The following is a 20,256-nucleotide window of genomic DNA, read 5'->3' on the forward strand; positions in this document are numbered from 1 at the left end:
AATGGCGATATGTGTTGATTGAATTAACTTAAATGGGTAAAAATATTACATTAATTAGCATTAAGATGACTCGCTTATTGCTGATTTGATAGTCGTAATTCACCTGGCAAATGCCTCATGCTCACTCAGGTAAAACGAGTTCAAGGACTCGCAATAGGTTGAGTCCCATAATTTTACTCATTTCCTCAGTGTTAAATCCCTCTGCCTGCAATGCCTCAGTAATTAAAGGCAAACCCGTAACATCAAAGGGGGAGCGAACTGCTCCATCAAAGTCAGACCCCAAACCAACATAGTCCACGCCGACTAGGTCAACAACATAACGTATTGCCTTGGCAATAGATGCAGCATCATTTCCGCAAATTGCGGTTGGCCAATATCCAATTCCAATCACTCCCCCTGTCTTTGCAATTGCCTTAATCTGTTGATCAGTGAGATTACGCGTGTTATCGCAAGTTCCTTTTACACCTGTGTGGGAAACCACAACAGGCTGGGTGCTCAGGGCAACGACTTCATCAATAACTGGTGCAGAAGAATGGGCTAAGTCTATCAGCAGGTGTAGATCTTGGGCTTTTGCAATGACCTGACGTCCAAAACGGGTTAGCCCCCCTTTTTGCAGGCCATGGGCTGAACCCCCTACTTCAGTATCAAAAAAATGAGCTAGTCCCAACATCCTAAATCCGGCTTCATAAAGGCGATCTACATTCTCCAAGCGACCTTGTAAGGCATGAGCTCCCTCTAGCCCTAAAAGACTGGCTGTTAATTGGGGCTGCCGTTTCCGAGCTTGGAGAAAAGACTTGAGGTCAGCTTGATTGTTTATAAGTCGAAACTGGCGTTGAGACTCAGCCAGCTTATGGAGTTTTTCCGCTTGATACAACGCTCTTTGTAATAGGCTGTTCCAGGTCGATAACGGCCAACGTTGAATTAGGGCTAGCTTCAAGATGTCATCAGAACGATGATCGTTATTCTCAAGCTTGAGATCAGTGGGCACTTTGGTGACAACGGTCAAGACTTGCAAGGCCACATTGGCATCCTGCAACCGTGGCAAATCAACATGTCCATACGGATGTTTTTGACTTAAGTCCCGGTTCCACAGCAAAGAATCGGCATGAAGATCGGCAATCCATAATTCTTGGTGAATCTGGCTCACTGAGTCTACTACAGGGTAGGGCGGCCGTTGTACCACCGGATTAAATCGCTTATCCATGAGGATAGGTAATTGGGCAAAGACTAGGGACACTGCGATTATTGCGAGTCCAATCACTCCCAATATGCCCCAACGACGTTTACGCCATCGAGAAGCTCGTTTGCCTTTAGACATTGTCAAAATGTTGATGAATGTTCTTCATGGGACTGGTAAGCACTAGGATCTATGTCATCGATACCATAGGTTGCTTTGAGCGGATGAATCGGGGGCGTATTACTGTTTCTATCCTGATCATTAGCCTACTGACTGCTGGAGGGATGGCTGTACAAGTCTTCCGGCAGCATCGTCAAAGCTATGTTCTAACCTTAGCAACCGCGAGTAAAACCGGCGAATACTATCAATTTGGCCAAGCATTAGCAACGGTTGTCGCTCGCCATCATCCCCAAATTCAGATTAACGTCATTCAGACAGAAGGCTCGTCGCAAAATCTGGAGCTGATCGAATCAGGGGCAGCCCAGTTAGCTCTTATCCAGGGAGATTCATCGATTCAATCATCAGCGCAAGCTATGGCGTTACTGTTCCCTGAGACAGCCCATGTCCTCGTCAATAGACAAGCGGGTATTGAAACGATGGCAGATTTGCCAGGGAAACAAGTCGCTTTACCACCTAAAGGGAGTGGTGCTTATCAATTATTTATGCCGATTGCCCAGCATTATGGCTTCAATACGGATCAGATTCGCTCCTTTTCTTCAGCCTCTACGGCCTATCAACAGTTAAAGGAAGGAGAGGTGGATGCTTTATTTCAGGTAATACGCCCCGGGAATAAGGCTTTGCGGAAAATATTGCGTTTACCAAATATAGATCTCATACCGATTGAGCAAACCGATGCCCTTCGCCTCACTTACCCCTATTTAGAAGATGCGTTTATTCCCCAAGGGACCTACGACGGCAAGATTCCCCTTCCCTTTCAAGATGTTAAAACAGTCGCCGTTCGAGCCCTAATCATTGCCAATAAGCAAGTTAATGCTGAAGTTATCTATGCCATTACTCGCGTGCTCCATGAGCGAAAAATGGAGATAGTGACCGCTTATCCACCCGCTTTTACTATTGAGCGGCCAGAATCCCAAGACATTTTAGGCTGGTCTCTCCACGCTGGTGCAGAACAGTATTACACCAAGAATCAACCTAATTTTTGGGTGCAGTATGCAGAGCTGTTAGGGTTATTTCTGTCTCTTGCTGTACTGGGTATTTCTGGGATCTGGCAGCTTCGTCTTTGGTTAATTGGACGACAAAAAAACCGAGCAGATATGTATAATCTCCAATTGCTGGATTTGATCGAAACTATCCAAGAAACCCAAGATCTGGAAGAACTTAAACAGGTCAGACGGAGATTGTTTTCAATTCTGCAAGCCGTTGTGATTGATCTTGATAAGGACCGCATTTCGGCAGAATCTTTTCAGTCCTTCACTATGCCATGGGAAGTGGCTATCACCACGCTGCGACATAGAGAAACCATCTTATTAAAGGTGCAATCTCCATAGTTCTTGATCAATTTGCTCTAATGATATTCTTTCTCTTGCTCGACTACACTTTTTACCTATGCTTGAGAACCCGCCTTTAGGGGCTTGGGCTTAAGGAAACAACTGTTGGATTGGAAGGTCTCAATTCCCAAATGATCCGCCTTAATCCTCTGGTTTGGTTGGAGGAATCGTTAGATTTGACCTTTACCATGGTTATAGCTTCATCTAACAAATTCGGGTGTTGCCAGTCCCACAAGATTGGGGCTGATTGTCCAACTTAAAGGTGAGACCAGCGTGTTATGAAAAATATGCTACCGTTAACAGCAAAAGTGAGAATTTATGATCAACGATTAAAATCCCCTTTAAAGGGTTCATCCTTGCCTCCATTGAAAATGGAGGTGTTTGACTGACCAGTTCTAGCACTATTAACTCCTGCATAGGGTTTTTAGGTGTCAAAAAAGGCCAAAATCACTGTAAAGATTGCTTCTTAACTCAGCATCAAGTTTGGGGATCGGTTACTATAAGCAGCGAGATATAAATATCGGTTTCCCGTTAGTTTTCAGAATTGCTTGGTTTTATCCAGCTCAATTTTTAAGACCACGCACCGAAATCTAATTCTCTACACCCTACTGATTTTGGGATTTAATTCATGTCGATTTATGTTGGTAACCTCTCTTATGATGTTACAGAGCAAGACCTAAACACTGTTTTCGCAGAATATGGAACTGTAAAGTCCGCCAAACTTCCTACTGACCGTGAAACAGGACGGGTGAGAGGATTTGGTTTTGTCGAGATGAGTGATGATGCCGAAGAAACCAAGGCAATTGAAGAACTAGATGGTGCTGAATGGATGGGACGCACCCTGAAAGTCAATAAAGCAAAACCTCGTGAAAATAGAGGCGGGGGTGGAAACTTTGGTGGCGGACGACGCTACTAAAGCCCATTTGGTTTGAGAAGATTTGATCTCATAGCTCTAATATTTTGGGCTATGAGATTTTTTCTTGCAATTTCTCTTATCCTTTAGCAAAGGGCTTGATCAACAAGACGAACAAGTCCCATTTGGTCTAGCGCTTGAGAGTTTGGACATGGATCTGAAATGGCTTGAGCTTTAAAAACGACTCAGATTAAATGACCCATTTCTTGTAACTCAACCTGTGGAATATCTCGGTATTTTTGATTGTGCGTCAACAAAGTGTGGGATAAGAAGTTAAGTCTCGCCATTGCCAAGGATGCTCCGTCAGCCCAGCTCGTTGGGCAGCCGTATTCTTGAATCGAGAGTGGTGCCAGATCCAGTTGAAATAAGCCAACACCAGTCTTAACGTTACTGCACTCTGTTGCCAGACTTTGCCAAATTTATTCTGTCGTCGATGCCAGCGACTGGTCTGTTGACGTAGTATGCCATTGGTCCGCTCTAACCGTTGGGTCAGGGCTTTACTCACGTGATGGATCACCTCATTGGCTAATTGTCTTGAATACCCTTCCCAGCCATCAGTTTGCCAATGGTGACAGGCAGTTTTGCCTTCAGTATTCTCAATTAATTCTTGAGCGAGTTCGTCGGTATGTTTGCCAATACGGCCACTGAGGACCAAGCCACTGTCTTTGGCTAGGCTTAATGCCACCCAGCAGTCCCCTACGTTCAATTCTTCTGGTTCACAGTGCTTTTGCTTTTTTTGACAAAGGACCACAACTCATCTGCATTGATGACGTTAGTCGAAACAGCGTGAACGTCTTGATTGTGAATCATTTGGGCTTTATGGCTCGCTGAACGAATCACACTCACACAGGTGTTGTAAGCTACACCTGTGATGCGGGATAAGCCTCTGAGGCTACTGCCTTCAGCATGAGATTGAAGGATGGTCTGGATGGTTTCAGAAGAGATCTGACGGCGATAATGAAGGGTATCAAAGGTCTCACTGAAGGTTTGGTGACAGTGGGGGCAACGGTAACGTTGGCTGCCTTTACTGGTTTTACCGTGTTTGTGGGTCTTTGGATGACCACATAAAGGACATTGCATCAGAGGATAGGAATACTCTACTCCCTATAGGTTTAACAAAACCACACTTCTTTGATGCACGACCCGATAAAGCACGAAATTCTAAATTTATAACCCATAGAATTGCAGGTCTAGCTTTATTAGGCACCCGTACAAATACCTAATGTATAGAAATAGCCTCTCAGGTCTTGACCCTGGTGGCCTCTGTAAAATTACTGAGACTATCGTATCGAAATATTTTTCAACTGACGGGGGAAACCTCTAAATCCATAGATGATATAACGGCTCTAAGTATTTTTACGGATCACTTATTCCTAGATCTCCGTTTAAGTGACGAGTTGAGCAAATCCGTTGATGCACGTTCTCGCCTTTCATCAAAAACCGGTTCTCTCTTGGAACTGAGAAAACCGGTTGAATGGGATGTAATGAGGTTTAGTGGGAATGACTAGTTGCAGGGACTTCTGAGGGCTGCAATAGGCTCAAAAGATTTCCATCTGGGGTGCGCATGGCAGCAACCTTACCAAAGGCAGGTTCTCTAACACGACCTTCGAGTTGGGCACCTAGGGATTCAAGGTTTGCGATCGCAGCATGTACATCTTCAACATGAAAACTCAAAATAGGAGAATCACCCCCTGCCGTTTCACCTGCTGCATGAAGCGCAATCGTAGTCCCGCCCGCATCTAGCTCTGCCCAACCGGGACTTTGCATTTTTACGGTTAATCCCAGCCCTTCTGAGTAAAACTTTACGGTTGCTGGAATGTCTTTGACCATGAGCATGACATGTTTAAATTCAGCGGCCATATTATTGATTCCTAAACGCCAATCACTGATCATGGTGACATTTTTTCAATCGGTCGTGGCCTAGATCTTAGTAAATGCAAACGTTTGATCATGGTTTGTTGATGAGAGGGCTGCGATATTAGTTCTCTATGGGATATCAAAGACGAGTGCTAGGAAGATGGGAGCAATACTTATTCCAAGGCTTGAAGGGATAACCTTCTAATGTCTGACCTACTTCCATATTCTGTAAAGTGATGGGTTTATTCTTTCCTTACGGCAGCAAAGATAACAAATCAAATTCCTGGCGGATATCTAACAGCGATTGCTCAAGCAACGGCTCGAAATCCAGAAATGGCAGCAGCTTCTGACGGTTACGAGTTCTAATCCAAATGGGAATCAGGTCAATCAATACTGAAGGCAGGACGCTCAACACTGCTCCATATAGCCAAAGCGCTCCTTTTTCTCGAATCATATCGTCATACATCACATCAACTGCAGGGGAATTTTTCATCTTCAGATACGTCTGAAATGTACATTCACTCGTCCACCAAAAGAGCGGCAGAATTTTTAGCTCATCGTGCATACCTGTATCGCAGCCATAAATCACATGACCCACATCATGTGCCCGTAAAATCTTGCCAAAGTGAGTGGGTTGAGTCGTTGGATTTGTGACATGCGGATTGCATGCATAGTACTCAATTAGCCCTTCTCTCAGGGTTTGAGTACTTTTTTTATCCATATACAGGGGTTGTTGACTCATTTAATTACGATACGTATCTGTATCGTAATTCATAATAGCATCTATGAAAGATGCCTACAAAAAGTCGCCGGGGAGACCGCGCAGTGTTTCGTCTCAACGGGCCATGTTGAAAGCCACGCTGGAACTACTGGCCGAAGTAGGTTTTGAGAAGATGAGCATGGATGCGATCGCAACACGCGCAGGAATAGGCAAGACAACCATCTATCGGCGATATGCCAATAAAGATGAACTTGTTGCTGATGCCATCGAAAGTGTGCGGGAAGAAATACGCGTTCCCGATACAGGGAATCTTTGGGGGGATATGGATGCCTTAATCGAAAATGCAACACAAATAACCCTGACCCCACTCGGGAAGCAAGCTGTTGCCATGATTATTAGTAGTGCATCTAGTAATGCTAAGTTCGCGCGAGTTTACTGGGAAAAATATCTTCTACCTCGAAAACAAGCTTTCGCCAGCGTTATTGAACGGGCAAAAGTAAGACAGGAAGTTGCAAGTGATGTGGATGCAGGTTTAGTGTTCGACACGATGAGCGGCATTATGCTCTATGCATTAATCTTTCCACCGGAAGAAGCTTGGACGGACTATATCCGCCGTTCACTCAGCTTGGTACTCAGACCTATGCCGAAATAGTCCCATTTTTAGAATACTTCTGATTGAAGTGCTCAGGTGTCAGCCTTGGTGAGAGTTAGGAGTTCAGCATCTCTTGAGCTGAGATGAATGGATGAACCGAGAATTGTATCCACTTCTCATTCATTAACCCGAATGACTCTACAAGGGTTCCCAACTGCCACCACATTGGCAGGAATACTTTTGGATACCAGACTGCCAGCACCGATCACAGCATTTTCGCCAATATCAACCCCAGGCAAAATAATTGAACCCCCTCCAACCCAGGTATTGGAGCCGATGGTGATAGGCTTTGCAAACTCGAACCCTTGCAATCTTTTGGCATTATCCAAAGAATGTCCAGCTGTGTAGACCTGAACATTGGGGCCGAATTTTACAAAATCACCGATGATCACCAACGAACAATCGAGAATGACGCAGTTGAAATTCAGATAGACATTCTGCCCCAGGAAGAGGTTATAGCCATAATCAAAGAAAAAGGGTGGCTCAATATAGCAATCTGTCCCGTGTGAGCCAAAGGATTGCACTAGAATTTCCAGCTTCTCGGGACTGCATCCAGGGGTTGCGTTAAACTCATGGCATTTTGTATGAGCTAGCGTCCGTTCCCTCGTTAATTCCGCATCAGAAGCGAGGTAATCTGCCCCTGCGAGCATTTTCTGTTTTTCACTTAGCATTTGAAATGACAGACTGAGCCCTATTGAGTAGGGGGATATCTGGGAAAATTATCGGCCAGATGTGGTCCCCACTAAAGTGCGTTTAGTTGTTGAAGCCTGATTTTTGCTGATTGCCTCTTCCCATAGCTCCACCAGGGTTTGAAATGCTCGGTCCCAACTGTAGCTTTCAACGCTGGATGGCGCATAATCTCCCATCCCTCGTCGCAGGGTCGGACTTTCGATTAGGGCTTGAAGCTTGCTGGCAAAGTCATGGACCGATTGGGGTTCATACAGATAGCCGTTGCAACCATGCTCAATGTTTTCAACGACCCCACCCGCTCGGGGAGCGACGACTGGAATCCCTGAAGCAAAGGCTTCTAGGATGGTTAGACCTCGGGCCTCTTTTTCTGAAGTGGTGATATGAATATCGCTATTGGCCAGTAGCACAGGAATTTGAGTGGGATCGACCCGACCTAAAAGATGAACATGGGGGGTTAAAGCCCCTAACTCTTCCGCAATTTCTTCCCGCATCGAGCCATCGCCCGCCACAATCAGCGCCACCTTATCGCGATCAATACGGGGTAAAAATTCTCGCATTGCTTTGAAGGTAAATCCCCAGCCCTTATCCGGGGTAAGCCGTCCAACAAACACTAGTTTGACTTGCTGATCCACCTCCGGTAGATCGTAATTCTGGGCAAAGTAGTTAGGCTGGCGTAGGTTAGGACTAAACTGATCAGTATCAAAGCCTACCAACCCTGCGTACCGGCTGTTTTTAATCCCCAGCTTGATAATTTTTTCTTGCGTAATTGGACTGGTGGTAAAGGTCTGATCGTAAGCGTTATACACCCGTCGCAGCAGTAGCTTAAATACATTCTGGAGGCCAGCAATAGCAGCGGCAGGCCAGTCGAAATAGTCCTCTGCATACTCAATAAAATTCGTGCGGTAAAAGCAAACACAGGGGATGCCAGCTTGCTTAGCATAGTTGATGCCGGGGGGTTGCAAAAGCCCTACAGACAGTCGTTCGGGTTCATCTACATGCAGGATATCTGGCTGAAATTCTTCTAAAGATTGCATCAAATAGGGGCGGGCTCGCCAACTGACATTGCGCTCAAAATCCAGCCCCATAAAAGCATCACTGGGGAGGTTGACGACCTCAATATTAGGGAGAATCTCACCCGTGTAATCCTGCCAGTTCGGATAGACACTCGCTAATGAACTGTAGTCAGGGCAAAAGACCCGGACTTGATGTCCCCACTGGCTCAGCTTTTTCATCCGGTTGAAGTCAGCAACGGTAACGCCATCGACAACCGGCAAGAAACCAGAGGTAATGATTGCAATCTTCATGGAGAGGTTGCCTCTTCAAAACTATAAGCATCAGGGATTTCCGATTTGGAGACGGGGCGATCTAGGGTTTTAACGGTTGGAATCTCTACATCCAAGCGGCGTAAGCGACGACTTCTAAACGCCATAGCAGTGGCTACCAGGTTACCGATTCCCATCATCAGCACCATCAGGGCAATCCCTCTACCTTCCCCAATTCCGCCAATGTAGGGACCTACCGTTTCAGCAAACGGCCCACCCGCCATCAGGGGTTCTAGGAAGTTCTCGACTAAAGGACCCACGACAATATAGGCAAAAATTGCCAGAGACTTTTCAATCATTTGTTGCAGTGCAAATACTCGCCCTTGGTAATGCTGGGGGACTTTACTCTGCCAAATAGCCTGGTTGCAGCTAACAATAATGGGTTGAGCGAATAAGTAGACAAACAGTCCCATGGCCGCCAGCGGAATGGAGGTTTGGAGTGCTGCCATCAGCATAATTCCAGCCTGTAGGGGGATGAAGTAGAGCAAACCATAGACCCGGCGTTTAGGGCCGCCCCAAGCGGTCATAACAATACTGCCCAGTAGCAACCCACTGCCCCCGATGGAGAGCACATAGCCAAGCTCTTCCCGAGAACCAAAATCCAAAATCAATGGCCAAAACACAACTTCCAAGATGCCTACGGAAAAGAAGTTAGTGGACATAAAGAGCAGTAATCGAGATAAACCAGGGCGTTTGGTGATATATCGCCAGGCAAACTGCATTTCTTGAAGGAGCCGCCGGATTTGGGGCGGTTTGGTCGGCCGGGTGCGAACGATTTTGGGGAAGCGGGCAATTAACAGGGTTGAGAGGGCGATCAAAAAGGTACTGAAGTCGATGATTAAGATGCCGCCAATACCCACAATGCCGATCAGGAAACCTGCGATCGCAGGTGAGATCACCCGAGCGATACCGCGAGAAATCTGGACCATGCCGTTCATACGGCTATATTGGCTAGCCGGAGTTAGCTGAGAGATGGCGGCCGTGTAGGCAGGCACTTGGAAGGCATTAAAAATAGAGTTAACACCCACCGCCAGGTAGATATGCCAAATCTCCAGCTGATTCGTCAGGACTAGGGCACCAATAATCAGCGTGCCAATGCCGGCTGCTGCATCACTGAGAATCATTGCCCAGCGACGGTCCCATCGGTCCACGAGGGACCCCGCAATGGGTGAGATCAGGGTATTGGGCAAGTAGGTGAACAAGATCACCAGCGCCAGCTGGCTAATCGACTGATTTTGTTGATAAACCCATACTCCGAGGGCAAACTCTGTCAGTTTTGTCCCTAACAGGGAAACGACTTGTCCTAACCAAATCAGCAGAAATGTTTGCATCTAGCTCCTTGACACCTTTGCGACAAAATCAGCAGGTTGTTTCCCTGGGAAAAACGGCTTCAGGAGGCCCCTAAACGTCTTGATGGGGCTGGGCAGCAGCAACCCATAGCCAATCCAAGAGGCTAATGTTTGATGTAGCCAATTCCCTAAAACAGGTTGATGTCCGACTCGCGCATCATTTGGAATGAATATTTCAAACTGCTGGAGTGAATCCCCCATCCAAGAAGTCGAAACGGCGAATATGGGTTTTCTTGATTTAAAATCCATAGAATTTTTCCTAAGCCATGGAGAGGAAGCATGAAGAAAACTTCTGCTCATTCAAAACTTGGATAACGACGGTTTGGGGGAATTGTTGAATTAAGTATTGCTACTACAGTAATTAGGTTTAATCTAGACTGGTTTTAACCGTTTGATTTAGCCAGCGAGATGAATCATTCTGCAACACACTTTTAACGCTAGCTAGTAGCAATCTAATGACATAAAAGATTCAGATTTTGTTTCCTTGAAGGAATCATGAATGCCTTCAGCTACTGGTCATTAGGACTTAAATGTCGATAGCTAGAAGGTACGTTAAATGGAGGTTAAGGGTTAAATCTGAAAAGTCATCTATTTAACACGATGCTATTGCGTGAAATTAAAGTCAAACCCTAGTGTTTAGATTTCTTAAGTGTCCAGTGTTATGCCTATTTTTTCATTAGAAATCAGAAAAGCAAGCTGTGAGGATTTACCTGCACTCAACCAGCTAGCCTTTCAGTCAAAAGCCTATTGGGGATATTCTTCTGATTTTATGGCAGCCTGTCGGCCTGAACTAACCTACACCGCAGCACATATTAATCAACCCCAATATCATTTTTTTCTAGGTGAAAAAGAAAATTGTTTAATTGGCTTTTATGGACTAGAACACCTGTCTACCCATGAGATGGAGCTGATTGCCCTGTTTGTATCCCCCAGTTCTATCGGGCAGGGCTATGGCAAATATCTGATCCATCATGCCCAACGCCAAGCTGCTATTTGGGAGACTCAATCGATTCTGATTCAGAGCGATCCTAATGCGGAGACCTTTTACCGTAATGTAGGAGCTTACCGGATTGGCCAAACTGAATCTGAGAGCATTCCTGATCGTTTCTTACCGTTGTTAAAGCTTGACTTACGAGAGGATTGATGGGCTGCTTCTGAGAACACTTTTTAATAAGAGCGCTAAAAACGTCATCAGATTCGAATTTTCCTGTTAAGAGTCAGCTGTTTCTGGGGGTACACTAAGGCTGGTGAGGGTTTGGCTACTTTTGGTCCTGTTGTTTGATCATGATGAGTATTACACTCCATAAGCTGTTCTGAATAAGGGCCGTTGTACATTCTGATGTTGGCAGAAGGCTGCAACGATAGATATTTCAAACATAGTTTGGGGGAACCGTCTCTTTCGTTAAAGAGATGGGCAGGGCAATTAAAAATAGGCGGTCGCAGAGTAAACGAGGTTGTCAGTAATTCAGCAGTTCTGGAATCAATTAACCATCGTCCCAAGACAACTGTCATTGGGGCTTAAAACCCTACTTGATCAGTTGGAATCACCCACGTTGGCCTTGCCAGAAGTTGCCCAGTCGCAGGCTACAGGCAATCACTTTCTGCTGGCCTACCAGAAACTAGCTGATTTGGATTCACAGCATCTGTCCTTATCAGAACGGTTGCAAAAATCAGTGGAAATTCTCAGTGAGACCCTGGGATTTGCTATCGTTGTGCTTGATTTTTATGACCCGAGTCAGCAAACCCTGCAGTTTCAGGCCGGGACGATTACACATCTCAATCATGAGGATGAGGGTACATTACAACGCCTTAACCATCAGGCTAGCCAGGTGCTCGGGGCTTCTAGGCCCCTTGTTCTGGTGGATGATCAAGGGGTGACCAACCAGACCCACTTGGCATCTTACCTCCCTCCCTCGGCATTACTCAAAACGGTTTTGCAACTGCCTTTGGCGACGAATCATACGGTTTTGGGGATGTTGACATTAGGGAGCCCTGAGCTCCTGCCCGATGCCAATATGCTCTGTTTGTGGGGCAAACAGGTCGCCAGCTTTTTGGCTTGGCTCATCCAGGCTGAACGGGCGAATACCTGCTTCAATAACGTTCAAGAACGATTTTCCCTGGTCGCTAGCAGCTTCAGAGGCTGTTTTTATGACTGGGATATTGCCATCGATTCCATCCTCCAGTTTACAAAAACAAATGAGGAGCAGGCTGCTAAGCCCCATGCCCCTCGCCAATTCTCTGTGCCAGAATGGCTGGATCAAATTCATCCTGAAGATCGACATCTATTAGAAACTCTGATCGATCAAGACTTTCAGGGGGAGGATCAGTTTGAGCTGGAGTATCGTTGGCAATCTGACGGGCAACCCTTTATGTGTGATCGGGGTGTGATCCAGCGGGATGCCCAAGGGGTTCCGATCCGGGTTGTGGGTGTCCTGACCAATATTGCTGACTTTAAGCGGTTAGAAGAGAATGCTCAGCAGCAAATTGATCACTATCAAACGCTGCTAGCTGATATCTCCATTGTCATCTTTAAAACAGATCTGGCAGGGCATTGGACCTATCTCAATCCTGCATGGTCTAAGTTAACCGGGATTTCTTTAGAAGACAGCCTAGGGAAACCCATTTGGGATTTTGTGCATCCCGATGATCGACCGGGTCTCCAAGAGGCGTTTCATAATCTTGTGGAACAGACTTCCGAGAGCTATAACCATGAGCTACGGTTTTTTTGTCAGCAGGGTGGGTGCGCCTGGGTAGTGGTCCATAACCATGTCATTCGCGCTGAGGACGGAACCTGTATCGGCACAGCAGGCACCTTGGAAGATGCCTCAGAACGGAAGCAAACAGAACAGGCCCTGCTCCATGATGCGCTTCATGATGGTTTGACCCAGTTACCCAATCGGGTTCTGTTTATGGATCGATTGGAACAGGCCTGTCGTTCCTTTCAACGGCATCCAGATGAAATTTTTGCTGTTCTGTTCTTAGATCTCGATCGGTTTAAGATTATCAACGATACCCTCGGTCATATGGTTGGGGACCAACTGCTGGTGGCCGTGGCCCATCGGCTACAAACCTGCCTTCGGCCTGAGGATACGGTGGCTCGTCTAGGGGGGGATGAGTTTACGCTTCTGCTTCCCAATATTGATCAGGCTGAGGATGCGATGCATATTAGCGATCGCATTTTGCAATCCCTGAAGGAGCCCTTTACCCTCGACCATACCGAAGTCTTTATTACTGTGAGCATCGGCATTGCCATGAGTGGCAATCCTGAGCAAAAACCAGATGATCTGCTGCGCCATGCGGATATTGCCCTTTATCGGGCTAAAGCCAATGGCAAGGGCTGCTATGCTGTCTTTTCTCCAGAGATGCCCCTCCAGCCCCTAGCCCAGGTGCAAATCGAAACGGAAGTGCGGCAGGCCCTGGATGATGAGGAGTTTCGCCTGTACTGTCAGCCCGTCCATTCCTTGGAAAATAACGAGGTTTGGGGCTTTACGCTTCAGATGTATTGGCAGCATCCCCACAAAGGCGTGTTACCGTCTTTCGAGTTTCTGCCGTCTGTGACAGATACGGGACTGCAACGATCCTTGGGCTGGTGGGTCTTGCGCAAGGCTTGCGCTCAGCTCCACCAGTGGCAGCGAATGCCAACCGAACAACCCTTATCAATTTGGGTGGCAGTGTCTGAGGCACAACTGACTTCCTCTAATTTCTTATCCAAATTTGAGCGACTGCTCGAAAAACATGACATCAACCCCCAGCATTTGGTTCTAGAGTTACCCCCATCCTTGTGGCCACGACCATCCAAGAAGGTCTTAGCCCATCTCCAGGACGTTCACTCGCGAGGCGTCCAACTAGCTCGGGTGCAAGATAATCAAGATTTTGATTGGTTGTCTGGTGAGGAAAGTTTACCGGTCGATTGGGTTAAACTGTCATCGACTCTTCTGGGTAACCTAGATCAGCAAGGCTATTTAGAATCGATCCATTCGTTGTTTATCCTTGCAGCCAGTGCGGAAATTAAGATGTTGGCGGATGGGATTCAAACCCCGAAGCAGCGTCTTTTGATGAGTGCGTTGAAATGCGATTATGGACAAGGTCATAATTTTACAGATCCTATTCCTGCCCATGCCGCCGATCCTTGGCTTGAACCGTCATACTCCCAACCCCTTGACAGCATGAACCCCTCATCATCCATGTCCCTATTGATCATCTACAGTCCGATTGGTCAATCGCAAGTTCCGCTTGTGGGCAAGCAATCCTGGACCATTGGCCGCAGTCCAGATAATTCGATTGTTCTCCCCGATCGTTGGGCATCTCGTAATCATGCCCAATTGCGGGCCACCGATGCAGGCGAATTTTTCCTCATTGACTTGGGAAGCGGGAATGGATCTGTGGTGAATGGTGAACGGGTGACCATGCCCGTTGCTCTCAAGGATGGTGATCTGATTACGATTGGCCATTCTCAACTGGAATTTCATCACCGCACTAGAGAATCTGCCCTAAGTGCCATCGAAACGGCGCCTAAAAATGTATTAATGATGCAGGCTTCCCATATGCAGGGGCAAGTCTGGAAAGAAGCATTGAGTTCTCAGGGCATCTCCCTGACTTGGCTGAATGAAAATATAGATTTGGCTCAATATCTGACCCAGTCTATTAAGTCAGGGCAAGGGGTTCCAGATCTATTGCTGCTGGATATGACGATTCTGAAGCCCAATCCCTACAGTTTCTGTCGATGGTGCCATAATTTGCATCCTACCCTCAAAATTATTTTGACGAGCGGCACTCGTACGTTTGTCCCAGCGTCTGAACGAAAATGGGCGACCCATCAGGGCGCGTCGGAGCTGATTGCGGCGTTTGATGAAGGCAGTATTTTCTCAAATTTGATTGACGTGATGGCCAAAGTTAGGGTTGTCCTGGCGACCATTAATTGGCGTCCCATTGAGCAAGGTTCTCTATCCTCTGCGCTCTTAGCGATTAAACCTAGCCTGACGACATCTACCTTTAATAGCCGCCAAACCATTATTGGTGAGCTACCGGCTGATCTAGAGTCTACCTAAGGGACTGCTCTAAAACATTTAGGATAGCTTCTGCCGCTCGCTGGAGAACCCCTGGAAGACCAAGGTGAGATCGCAACTCCTGATATCCGGCCATCATGGTGTGTCGAGCCTCCCCTTTCTCTAGTAGTGAGTAGGCAAGTTCTGCAATCTTTTCTGGAGTTACCTCCTGTTGCAGTAGCTCGGGTACAATTTCTCGTCCAACCACAAGATTGACCGGCGAAATAAACTCAACCTCAAAGTGAAGCAGATGCTGATACAGCCAAGCACTAATGGCTCCCACCCGATAGACCACCACTTGCGGGACATTGAGAAGGGCTGCTTCCAGGTTAGCGGTTCCGGATTTAGTAATCACCACATCTGCGGCGGCGACCACCGTTTGAGAATCTGGAAAGAGCGAAATGGGGAGTCCTGTCCTTTGTAGGGCTTGGGTGACCTCGCCACGATAGGCCGGTAGGGCCAGAGGTATCCAAAACTGAATGTCTGGCACCTGGCGGCAGATCTGCTGTGCGGCGGTGAGCATCACCGGCAACAGATGAGCCAGCTCTTGATGACGAGAGGCAGGCATCAGCGCCATCATGGGTTGGTGAGGATGCAGCCCCAACTGCTGACGGGCCTGTTCTCGTGGGGGAAACTGATGGATGTGATCCACCAGAGGATGGCCCACCCAATTGATATCTGCCCCCATCTCTTGGTAATACGTGGCTTCCTGGGGAAAAATAGCCAGCATTTTATCGCTGAGGTCCACGACTTGCCGGGTGACCCCTAACCCTTGGGACCAGACCCATTCGGAGGGCGCAATATAGTAGACCACCGGGTTGGGGCAGGCCTGCTTGAGATGTTGACCTAAACGAAGGTTGGGGCCGATGTAATCAATCAAAACCGTGAGATCGGGAGGGACCTGTTTGAACTGATCCATCACCTGCTTGTGTAGCTTCAGGGTGGGCCAGACAAAGGGTAATGCATTGACGGGACCAATCGCGCCGATCTGGCTGGTATCCCCTAGGAGTCGAGCGCCTACTGCAGCCATTCGTGGACCCCCCAAAGCCCAGATCTCTAGGGCATATCCTCGGGACTGGGCTTCTGCCATCAAGGCAGGAATCAGTAAACTGCCCTGGAGATCGCCAGAGACCTCGCCGGTACTGATAAAAATTCGGTAGGGCCGATCCATCGTGCCTTAGACCGAAGCCCAGCGCTGACGCCCAGGGGTGAGGCCGCGCCTGGTTTGGGCTGCCCGCATAAACTGGCACAAATGTTGAATCAGGGGATGCTCCGATAAAGATTCGACTTGATCAAGGGCCACTTCTAATTGGAGGTTCGACCGATACAGATACCGAAAGGCTTGCTTAAGGAGGCCTCTCATCTCCCCCTGCAGGAGGTCGTAGACTCCATGACGCTGCAATCCTACTTGGTTTAAGGCCCGGACATGGGCAGGATTACCCTCTACGAGCATCAAGGGAGGGACATCTCGGGTAATGCGGCTCATGCCCCCAATCATGGCCAGCTGACCCACATGGACAAACTGATGAATACCGAGTACCCCACTAATGTTGGCTTGGGATTCCACCTGCACATGGCCACTTAGGGCGACGGAATTGGCTATCACCACCCGATCGGCAATATGACAGTTATGGCCAATATGCACATTGGCCATCAATAGATTATCGCTGCCAATGGTGGTGAACTGTTGGTCTCCACTGGCTCGATGGATGGTGACATATTCGCGTATCTGGTTGCGATCGCAAATCTTGACACCGCTCTGTTCCCCGCGAAAATTGCGATCCTGAGGTTCCATGCCAATCACCACTCCCGGAAATATATGATTGTCGGCCCCAATCTCAGTCCAGCCTTCGATTACAGCGTGATGTCCGACCTGGGTTCCGGGGCCTAGTTTGACCTGTTTTCCAATCACCGCATAGGCTCCAATTTGAACCGTTTGATGCAAGGTTGCTTGGGGATGAATCACAGCGGTGGGGTGAATCAAGTCGGTCATTCAGGGTCTGCGTTTTACAATGGCTATCTGAGGGTAGCATTTTAGATAAACGGCCAAAACTCCTCGTCTTCCGATTGTATTGAGTGTAGAAATTAATGCGGAACAGTTTTTTTGACGATTCCTTAGACAAAGCCTCTATCAAACAACGTATCCGTGAACTCGAGAAAGCCACCGTTGGATTCTATAGTATTGGTCTTTATCCGGGTTCTCTGGCTTACAATGCCGTGATGCAAGCTGGGGGTACCCCATTAATTTTGGCGCCTCGACCGGGGCGGGACCTCATGGGAGCCTTCTCAGAAGAAGCCAAAGGCGGGATGGATCCAGACCATGTTGTCAATTTGCACCGGATGGCTCGACATAATGAAGGCCATGCCAGCGTCACCAACACCTTAGAGTATTTGATTGAGACCTGTGAATTGGTGGTTCTCAGTGCCAATAGTAATTACATCGAACAGGATTTAGAGGAAGCCTGCGCCCTACGCCACAAACTGGGCCGTTCCAATGTCGTTTTAGCCTGCTTGGCAGGGTCTTTTAGCCATGATAAGGCCACCAATGCCGCCTATGTTTTATGTGAGAAAAATCCCAATCTGGCCTTTTTCTCCGGATTTCACCGAGATGGCGCTTTAAGAGACCCCGTAGACAGCTTTACGGCTAATTTTTGCCATCCAAATGCCCTAACTGCTTTGATCGGTGCCTTTATGCTGGATGGGATATCCCTGAATATCCAGGTCTCCCCCGGGATACATAATGTCGAGGCCCAATATATTAAGGCCGCCAAAAACATGGCCTCGATCTTTGCTGGGTTTGGCTATGAGTTTCACTGGGACAATACGGGCATCTTACCGACCCTGCTCACTCTCCTCTTAGATCAGTGCTTAGATCAGGCAGCGACGGTGTCCATGTCCCGGCGCGATCGACAAAAACTCTACACTCAGCAGCCTATCGATTTGACGGAATTGGGCTATGGCGTGCCCATGATTGAAGCGACCCTCAATCAAGGGGGCGATAAGGAAAAGGTGCGCGATCATACATTTTCCCAATTAACGGCTATGGTGGCTGATGTGCGGGGCAGTATGACTAGCCCCACCACCGGGAAACCGACCCGCAACTTCCGAGCGGGACAAGTGTTGGCAAAATCCATGAAAGAACATGGGCGATGCCCCTTGAATATCGAAGAATTTGAACAGTGGTGTGAAGATGCGGGCCTCAAAAAAGGGGGCTTAGAGGGGGTCAAAGCCCTGCGTTATTGGCCCCAAATTACCAACAAATATAAAATTCAAGTCCATGATGCGTCGATGATTAATCTCCTGCATATGGTGATTTGTGGGGATGGCAAAGAACAGGAATTTGCCTTCCAAGTGATGACGAAAAGTCGAGAGCTGTCCAATTACTGCCAAGAATCGGTGCGGCCCCTCTACAGCCGTAAATATGCCAGCATTCTCAATAATTTGGATAAGCCGGAGTCCTTAGAGCAGCTTGCCAATGCCATCATTGCCGATAATGCCCGCAAAGCCCTGGAAGTTGAAGAGCCTGAGTTAGAAGAAACGACCCCCCAATCCGACAATCCGGCCTATTTACAGGCTATGGATAGCATTGAACAAAGCGTTGATACGGCTGAGGTTGGGGCCGATTAATCCACCATGGCAAACATCAGCTCTCCTGAACAGGCCAGTTTGCCGTCCACTTCAGCCTTCGTGGACATCATGGCAAACCGCTTGCGCTTCAAAGACAGGAATTCGGCGGTAATCACGAGCTGGTCTCCTGGGACAACGGAGCGGCGAATTCGGACTTTATCAATCCCTGTGAAGACAAATAACTTGCCAGAAGGGATATCGGGAAGTTGAGCCAGGACAATTCCGCCCACTTGAGCCATGGCTTCCACAATCAATACCCCTGGCATCAGCGGTCGACCGGGGAAATGGCCCTGAAAGAACTCTTCATTCATCGTCACGTTCTTGATGCCCACTGCCCGCTCAGACTCTTTGTAGTCAATAATGCGATCTACCAGAAGAAAGGGATATCGATGGGGCAGCAGCTCTTGAATCTCCTCAATCATAAAGGTGGTTTTGGGATCGGTAGAGCCATCAGAGGGATTTGACATAATAAGCAATCACGATTCAACAAAAAATGCAGTCAGCCGAGTAAGGCTTGCTGAAGGCGTTTGGCAAAGCGAATGTGGAGGGAGTGACTGGCTTTATATGCAACGTAATGGGCGGGGGGGAAATACCCCAATAAACTTAAATCGCCAATCAAGTCCAACAGTTTGTGGCGAACCGGCTCGTTTGCAAATCGCAACGGCGGATTCAGCCATTCGTCCTGACGACAAACCAAAGCATTGTCTAGACTACCACCTTTGATGAACCCCTTAGCTTGCAGGGATTCGACATCCTTGGCCCGGCCAAAGGTGCGGGCGGGGGCAATATCAGAGAGAAACGCGTTAGGACTCAATCGGTACCACTGTTTACCAATGGCGGGTTCAGGAAACTCAATGCCGTAGCTAAAGGAGAGGTGGGGCTCTGGCAGGGCCATCACAAAGGCGTCTGCATCCTGCACCAAAACTGGATGATGCAGGGTCGGTCTGAGGCGAAGTTCTGACTGAACCTGATAGCCTGCCTTCAGAATGGCCTCGGTCCACCTCTGGGCAGATCCATCTAAAATCGGAACTTCGGGTCCGTCTAGATCAATACGGGCATTATCAATGCCCATTCCTGCTAAAGCCGCCAACAGATGTTCCACCGTTGCAATAGTGGTATCTGCCTGCTTCAAGGTGGTGCAGAACTGGGTTTGGTGTACCGATGAGAGGTGAGCAGGAATATCTGGCTGATCTTGGTAACCAAAATATCGCCCTTGATGGGGCGGCGCTGGATAAACGGTGACGGTGGCAGTAGCCCCCGTATGCAAGCCCATGCCAGTAAGGGTAAAGCTGTGGTTTAGGGTGTGTTGATAAGGAGATGCGATCGCATCTTCAAAACCCTTTAACCCCTCGGTCTTACTGGCATCCACGCTTGCCTCAAGATAAACACTGGATC

At 47.9% G+C, this 20,256-nt stretch carries 18 protein-coding genes; 6 read left to right on the forward strand and 12 right to left on the reverse strand.

Features of this window, described 5'->3' with window-relative positions:
* Positions 1-121: 121 nt before the first annotated feature.
* Positions 122-1,318: a dipeptidase gene (locus AM1_RS02465; RefSeq protein ID WP_012161215.1), complete on the reverse strand. Its 1,197-nt coding sequence runs from the start codon at positions 1,316-1,318 to the stop codon at positions 122-124.
* Positions 1,319-1,344: 26 nt separating this feature from the next.
* Between AM1_RS02465 and AM1_RS02470 the strand changes: the two genes are divergently transcribed.
* Both AM1_RS02470 and AM1_RS02475 read left to right on the forward strand, forming a co-directional pair.
* On the forward strand, positions 1,345-2,685 hold the full coding sequence (locus AM1_RS02470) for a TAXI family TRAP transporter solute-binding subunit (RefSeq protein WP_012161216.1): 1,341 nt from the start codon (positions 1,345-1,347) through the stop codon (positions 2,683-2,685).
* 628 nt (positions 2,686-3,313) lie between these two features.
* Positions 3,314-3,601: an RNA recognition motif domain-containing protein gene (locus AM1_RS02475; protein WP_010481156.1), complete on the forward strand. Its 288-nt coding sequence runs from the start codon at positions 3,314-3,316 to the stop codon at positions 3,599-3,601.
* A 247-nt stretch (positions 3,602-3,848) separates the two neighbouring features.
* On the opposite strand, the gene AM1_RS39600 is transcribed toward AM1_RS02475, so the two are convergent.
* The 3 genes from AM1_RS39600 to AM1_RS02495 all read right to left on the reverse strand — a co-directional run bounded on the left by AM1_RS39600 (position 3,849) and on the right by AM1_RS02495 (position 6,197).
* A protein-coding gene (locus tag AM1_RS39600; RefSeq protein ID WP_148215656.1) for an IS1 family transposase occupies positions 3,849-4,678 on the reverse strand; the annotation gives its coding sequence in 2 pieces (ribosomal slippage) (positions 3,849-4,334 and positions 4,337-4,678; 828 coding nt in all).
* 411 nt (positions 4,679-5,089) lie between these two features.
* Positions 5,090-5,458: a VOC family protein gene (locus AM1_RS02490; protein WP_012161220.1), complete on the reverse strand. Its 369-nt coding sequence runs from the start codon at positions 5,456-5,458 to the stop codon at positions 5,090-5,092.
* A gap of 250 nt (positions 5,459-5,708) precedes the next feature.
* Positions 5,709-6,197, reverse strand: coding sequence for a hypothetical protein (locus AM1_RS02495; protein WP_041658837.1), 489 nt, complete (start codon positions 6,195-6,197; stop codon positions 5,709-5,711).
* 43 nt (positions 6,198-6,240) lie between these two features.
* On the opposite strand from AM1_RS02495, the gene AM1_RS02500 reads away from it, so the two are divergent.
* Positions 6,241-6,828: a TetR/AcrR family transcriptional regulator gene (locus tag AM1_RS02500; protein WP_012161222.1), complete on the forward strand. Its 588-nt coding sequence runs from the start codon at positions 6,241-6,243 to the stop codon at positions 6,826-6,828.
* A 116-nt stretch (positions 6,829-6,944) separates the two neighbouring features.
* Here the strand turns inward: AM1_RS02500 and AM1_RS02505 are convergent, their stop codons facing one another.
* Genes AM1_RS02505 through AM1_RS02520 form a run of 4 tightly spaced genes read right to left on the reverse strand, consistent with a single transcriptional unit; the run spans position 6,945 to position 10,438 of the window.
* Positions 6,945-7,499: a sugar O-acetyltransferase gene (locus tag AM1_RS02505; protein WP_012161223.1), complete on the reverse strand. Its 555-nt coding sequence runs from the start codon at positions 7,497-7,499 to the stop codon at positions 6,945-6,947.
* A 48-nt stretch (positions 7,500-7,547) separates the two neighbouring features.
* Positions 7,548-8,822 (reverse strand): glycosyltransferase, encoded by a 1,275-nt coding sequence (locus tag AM1_RS02510; RefSeq protein WP_012161224.1) that lies wholly within the window; start codon positions 8,820-8,822, stop codon positions 7,548-7,550.
* Positions 8,819-10,171, reverse strand: coding sequence for an MFS transporter (locus AM1_RS02515; protein WP_012161225.1), 1,353 nt, complete (start codon positions 10,169-10,171; stop codon positions 8,819-8,821). The genes AM1_RS02510 and AM1_RS02515 overlap by 4 nt, the downstream gene beginning before the upstream one ends.
* Complete coding sequence (locus tag AM1_RS02520) at positions 10,172-10,438, reverse strand: hypothetical protein (protein WP_041658841.1); 267 nt, start codon at positions 10,436-10,438, stop codon at positions 10,172-10,174.
* A gap of 412 nt (positions 10,439-10,850) precedes the next feature.
* Between AM1_RS02520 and AM1_RS02525 the strand changes: the two genes are divergently transcribed.
* Together AM1_RS02525 and AM1_RS02530 are read left to right on the forward strand one after the other, a co-directional pair.
* Positions 10,851-11,333: a GNAT family N-acetyltransferase gene (locus AM1_RS02525; protein ID WP_012161228.1), complete on the forward strand. Its 483-nt coding sequence runs from the start codon at positions 10,851-10,853 to the stop codon at positions 11,331-11,333.
* A 310-nt stretch (positions 11,334-11,643) separates the two neighbouring features.
* Entirely contained in the window at positions 11,644-15,237 is a 3,594-nt protein-coding gene (locus tag AM1_RS02530) for a diguanylate cyclase domain-containing protein (protein ID WP_012161230.1), read from the forward strand.
* On the opposite strand, the gene lpxB is transcribed toward AM1_RS02530, so the two are convergent.
* Both lpxB and lpxA read right to left on the reverse strand, forming a co-directional pair.
* Positions 15,230-16,405 (reverse strand): lipid-A-disaccharide synthase, encoded by a 1,176-nt coding sequence (gene lpxB, locus AM1_RS02535; RefSeq protein ID WP_012161231.1) that lies wholly within the window; start codon positions 16,403-16,405, stop codon positions 15,230-15,232. The two genes, AM1_RS02530 and lpxB, sit on opposite strands and share 8 nt — an antisense overlap.
* Before the next feature lie 6 nt (positions 16,406-16,411).
* Positions 16,412-17,227, reverse strand: coding sequence for an acyl-ACP--UDP-N-acetylglucosamine O-acyltransferase (lpxA, locus tag AM1_RS02540; RefSeq protein ID WP_012161232.1), 816 nt, complete (start codon positions 17,225-17,227; stop codon positions 16,412-16,414).
* A gap of 95 nt (positions 17,228-17,322) precedes the next feature.
* Here lpxA and AM1_RS02545 point away from each other — a divergent pair, with 95 nt between their 5' ends.
* On the forward strand, positions 17,323-18,861 hold the full coding sequence (locus tag AM1_RS02545; protein ID WP_012161233.1) for a hypothetical protein: 1,539 nt from the start codon (positions 17,323-17,325) through the stop codon (positions 18,859-18,861).
* Here AM1_RS02545 and fabZ read toward each other — a convergent pair.
* Together fabZ and lpxC are read right to left on the reverse strand one after the other, a co-directional pair.
* Positions 18,858-19,328 carry a 3-hydroxyacyl-ACP dehydratase FabZ gene (gene fabZ / locus AM1_RS02550; RefSeq protein ID WP_012161234.1) on the reverse strand — a complete coding sequence of 157 codons (471 nt, stop codon included), beginning with the start codon at positions 19,326-19,328 and terminating at the stop codon, positions 18,858-18,860. The two genes, AM1_RS02545 and fabZ, sit on opposite strands and share 4 nt — an antisense overlap.
* Positions 19,329-19,360: 32 nt before the next feature.
* Positions 19,361-20,230, reverse strand: coding sequence for a UDP-3-O-acyl-N-acetylglucosamine deacetylase (gene lpxC, locus AM1_RS02555; RefSeq protein WP_071819929.1), 870 nt, complete (start codon positions 20,228-20,230; stop codon positions 19,361-19,363).
* Between the last annotated feature and the right edge of the window lie 26 nt (positions 20,231-20,256).

The organism is Acaryochloris marina MBIC11017 (genome assembly GCF_000018105.1).
Taxonomy (GTDB): domain Bacteria; phylum Cyanobacteriota; class Cyanobacteriia; order Thermosynechococcales; family Thermosynechococcaceae; genus Acaryochloris; species Acaryochloris marina.

Coding starts and splice junctions, on each gene's coding strand:
- AM1_RS02465 (WP_012161215.1), bottom strand. CDS start 1,318: ATGTCTAAAGGCAAACGAGCTTCTCGATGGCGTAAACGTCGTTGGGGC.
- AM1_RS02470 (WP_012161216.1), top strand. CDS start 1,345: ATGGGACTGGTAAGCACTAGGATCTATGTCATCGATACCATAGGTTGC.
- AM1_RS02475 (WP_010481156.1), top strand. CDS start 3,314: ATGTCGATTTATGTTGGTAACCTCTCTTATGATGTTACAGAGCAAGAC.
- AM1_RS02490 (WP_012161220.1), bottom strand. CDS start 5,458: ATGGCCGCTGAATTTAAACATGTCATGCTCATGGTCAAAGACATTCCA.
- AM1_RS02495 (WP_041658837.1), bottom strand. CDS start 6,197: ATGAGTCAACAACCCCTGTATATGGATAAAAAAAGTACTCAAACCCTG.
- AM1_RS02500 (WP_012161222.1), top strand. CDS start 6,241: ATGAAAGATGCCTACAAAAAGTCGCCGGGGAGACCGCGCAGTGTTTCG.
- AM1_RS02505 (WP_012161223.1), bottom strand. CDS start 7,499: ATGCTAAGTGAAAAACAGAAAATGCTCGCAGGGGCAGATTACCTCGCT.
- AM1_RS02510 (WP_012161224.1), bottom strand. CDS start 8,822: ATGAAGATTGCAATCATTACCTCTGGTTTCTTGCCGGTTGTCGATGGC.
- AM1_RS02515 (WP_012161225.1), bottom strand. CDS start 10,171: ATGCAAACATTTCTGCTGATTTGGTTAGGACAAGTCGTTTCCCTGTTA.
- AM1_RS02520 (WP_041658841.1), bottom strand. CDS start 10,438: ATGGATTTTAAATCAAGAAAACCCATATTCGCCGTTTCGACTTCTTGG.
- AM1_RS02525 (WP_012161228.1), top strand. CDS start 10,851: ATGCCTATTTTTTCATTAGAAATCAGAAAAGCAAGCTGTGAGGATTTA.
- lpxB (WP_012161231.1), bottom strand. CDS start 16,405: ATGGATCGGCCCTACCGAATTTTTATCAGTACCGGCGAGGTCTCTGGC.
- lpxA (WP_012161232.1), bottom strand. CDS start 17,227: ATGACCGACTTGATTCACCCCACCGCTGTGATTCATCCCCAAGCAACC.
- AM1_RS02545 (WP_012161233.1), top strand. CDS start 17,323: ATGCGGAACAGTTTTTTTGACGATTCCTTAGACAAAGCCTCTATCAAA.
- fabZ (WP_012161234.1), bottom strand. CDS start 19,328: ATGTCAAATCCCTCTGATGGCTCTACCGATCCCAAAACCACCTTTATG.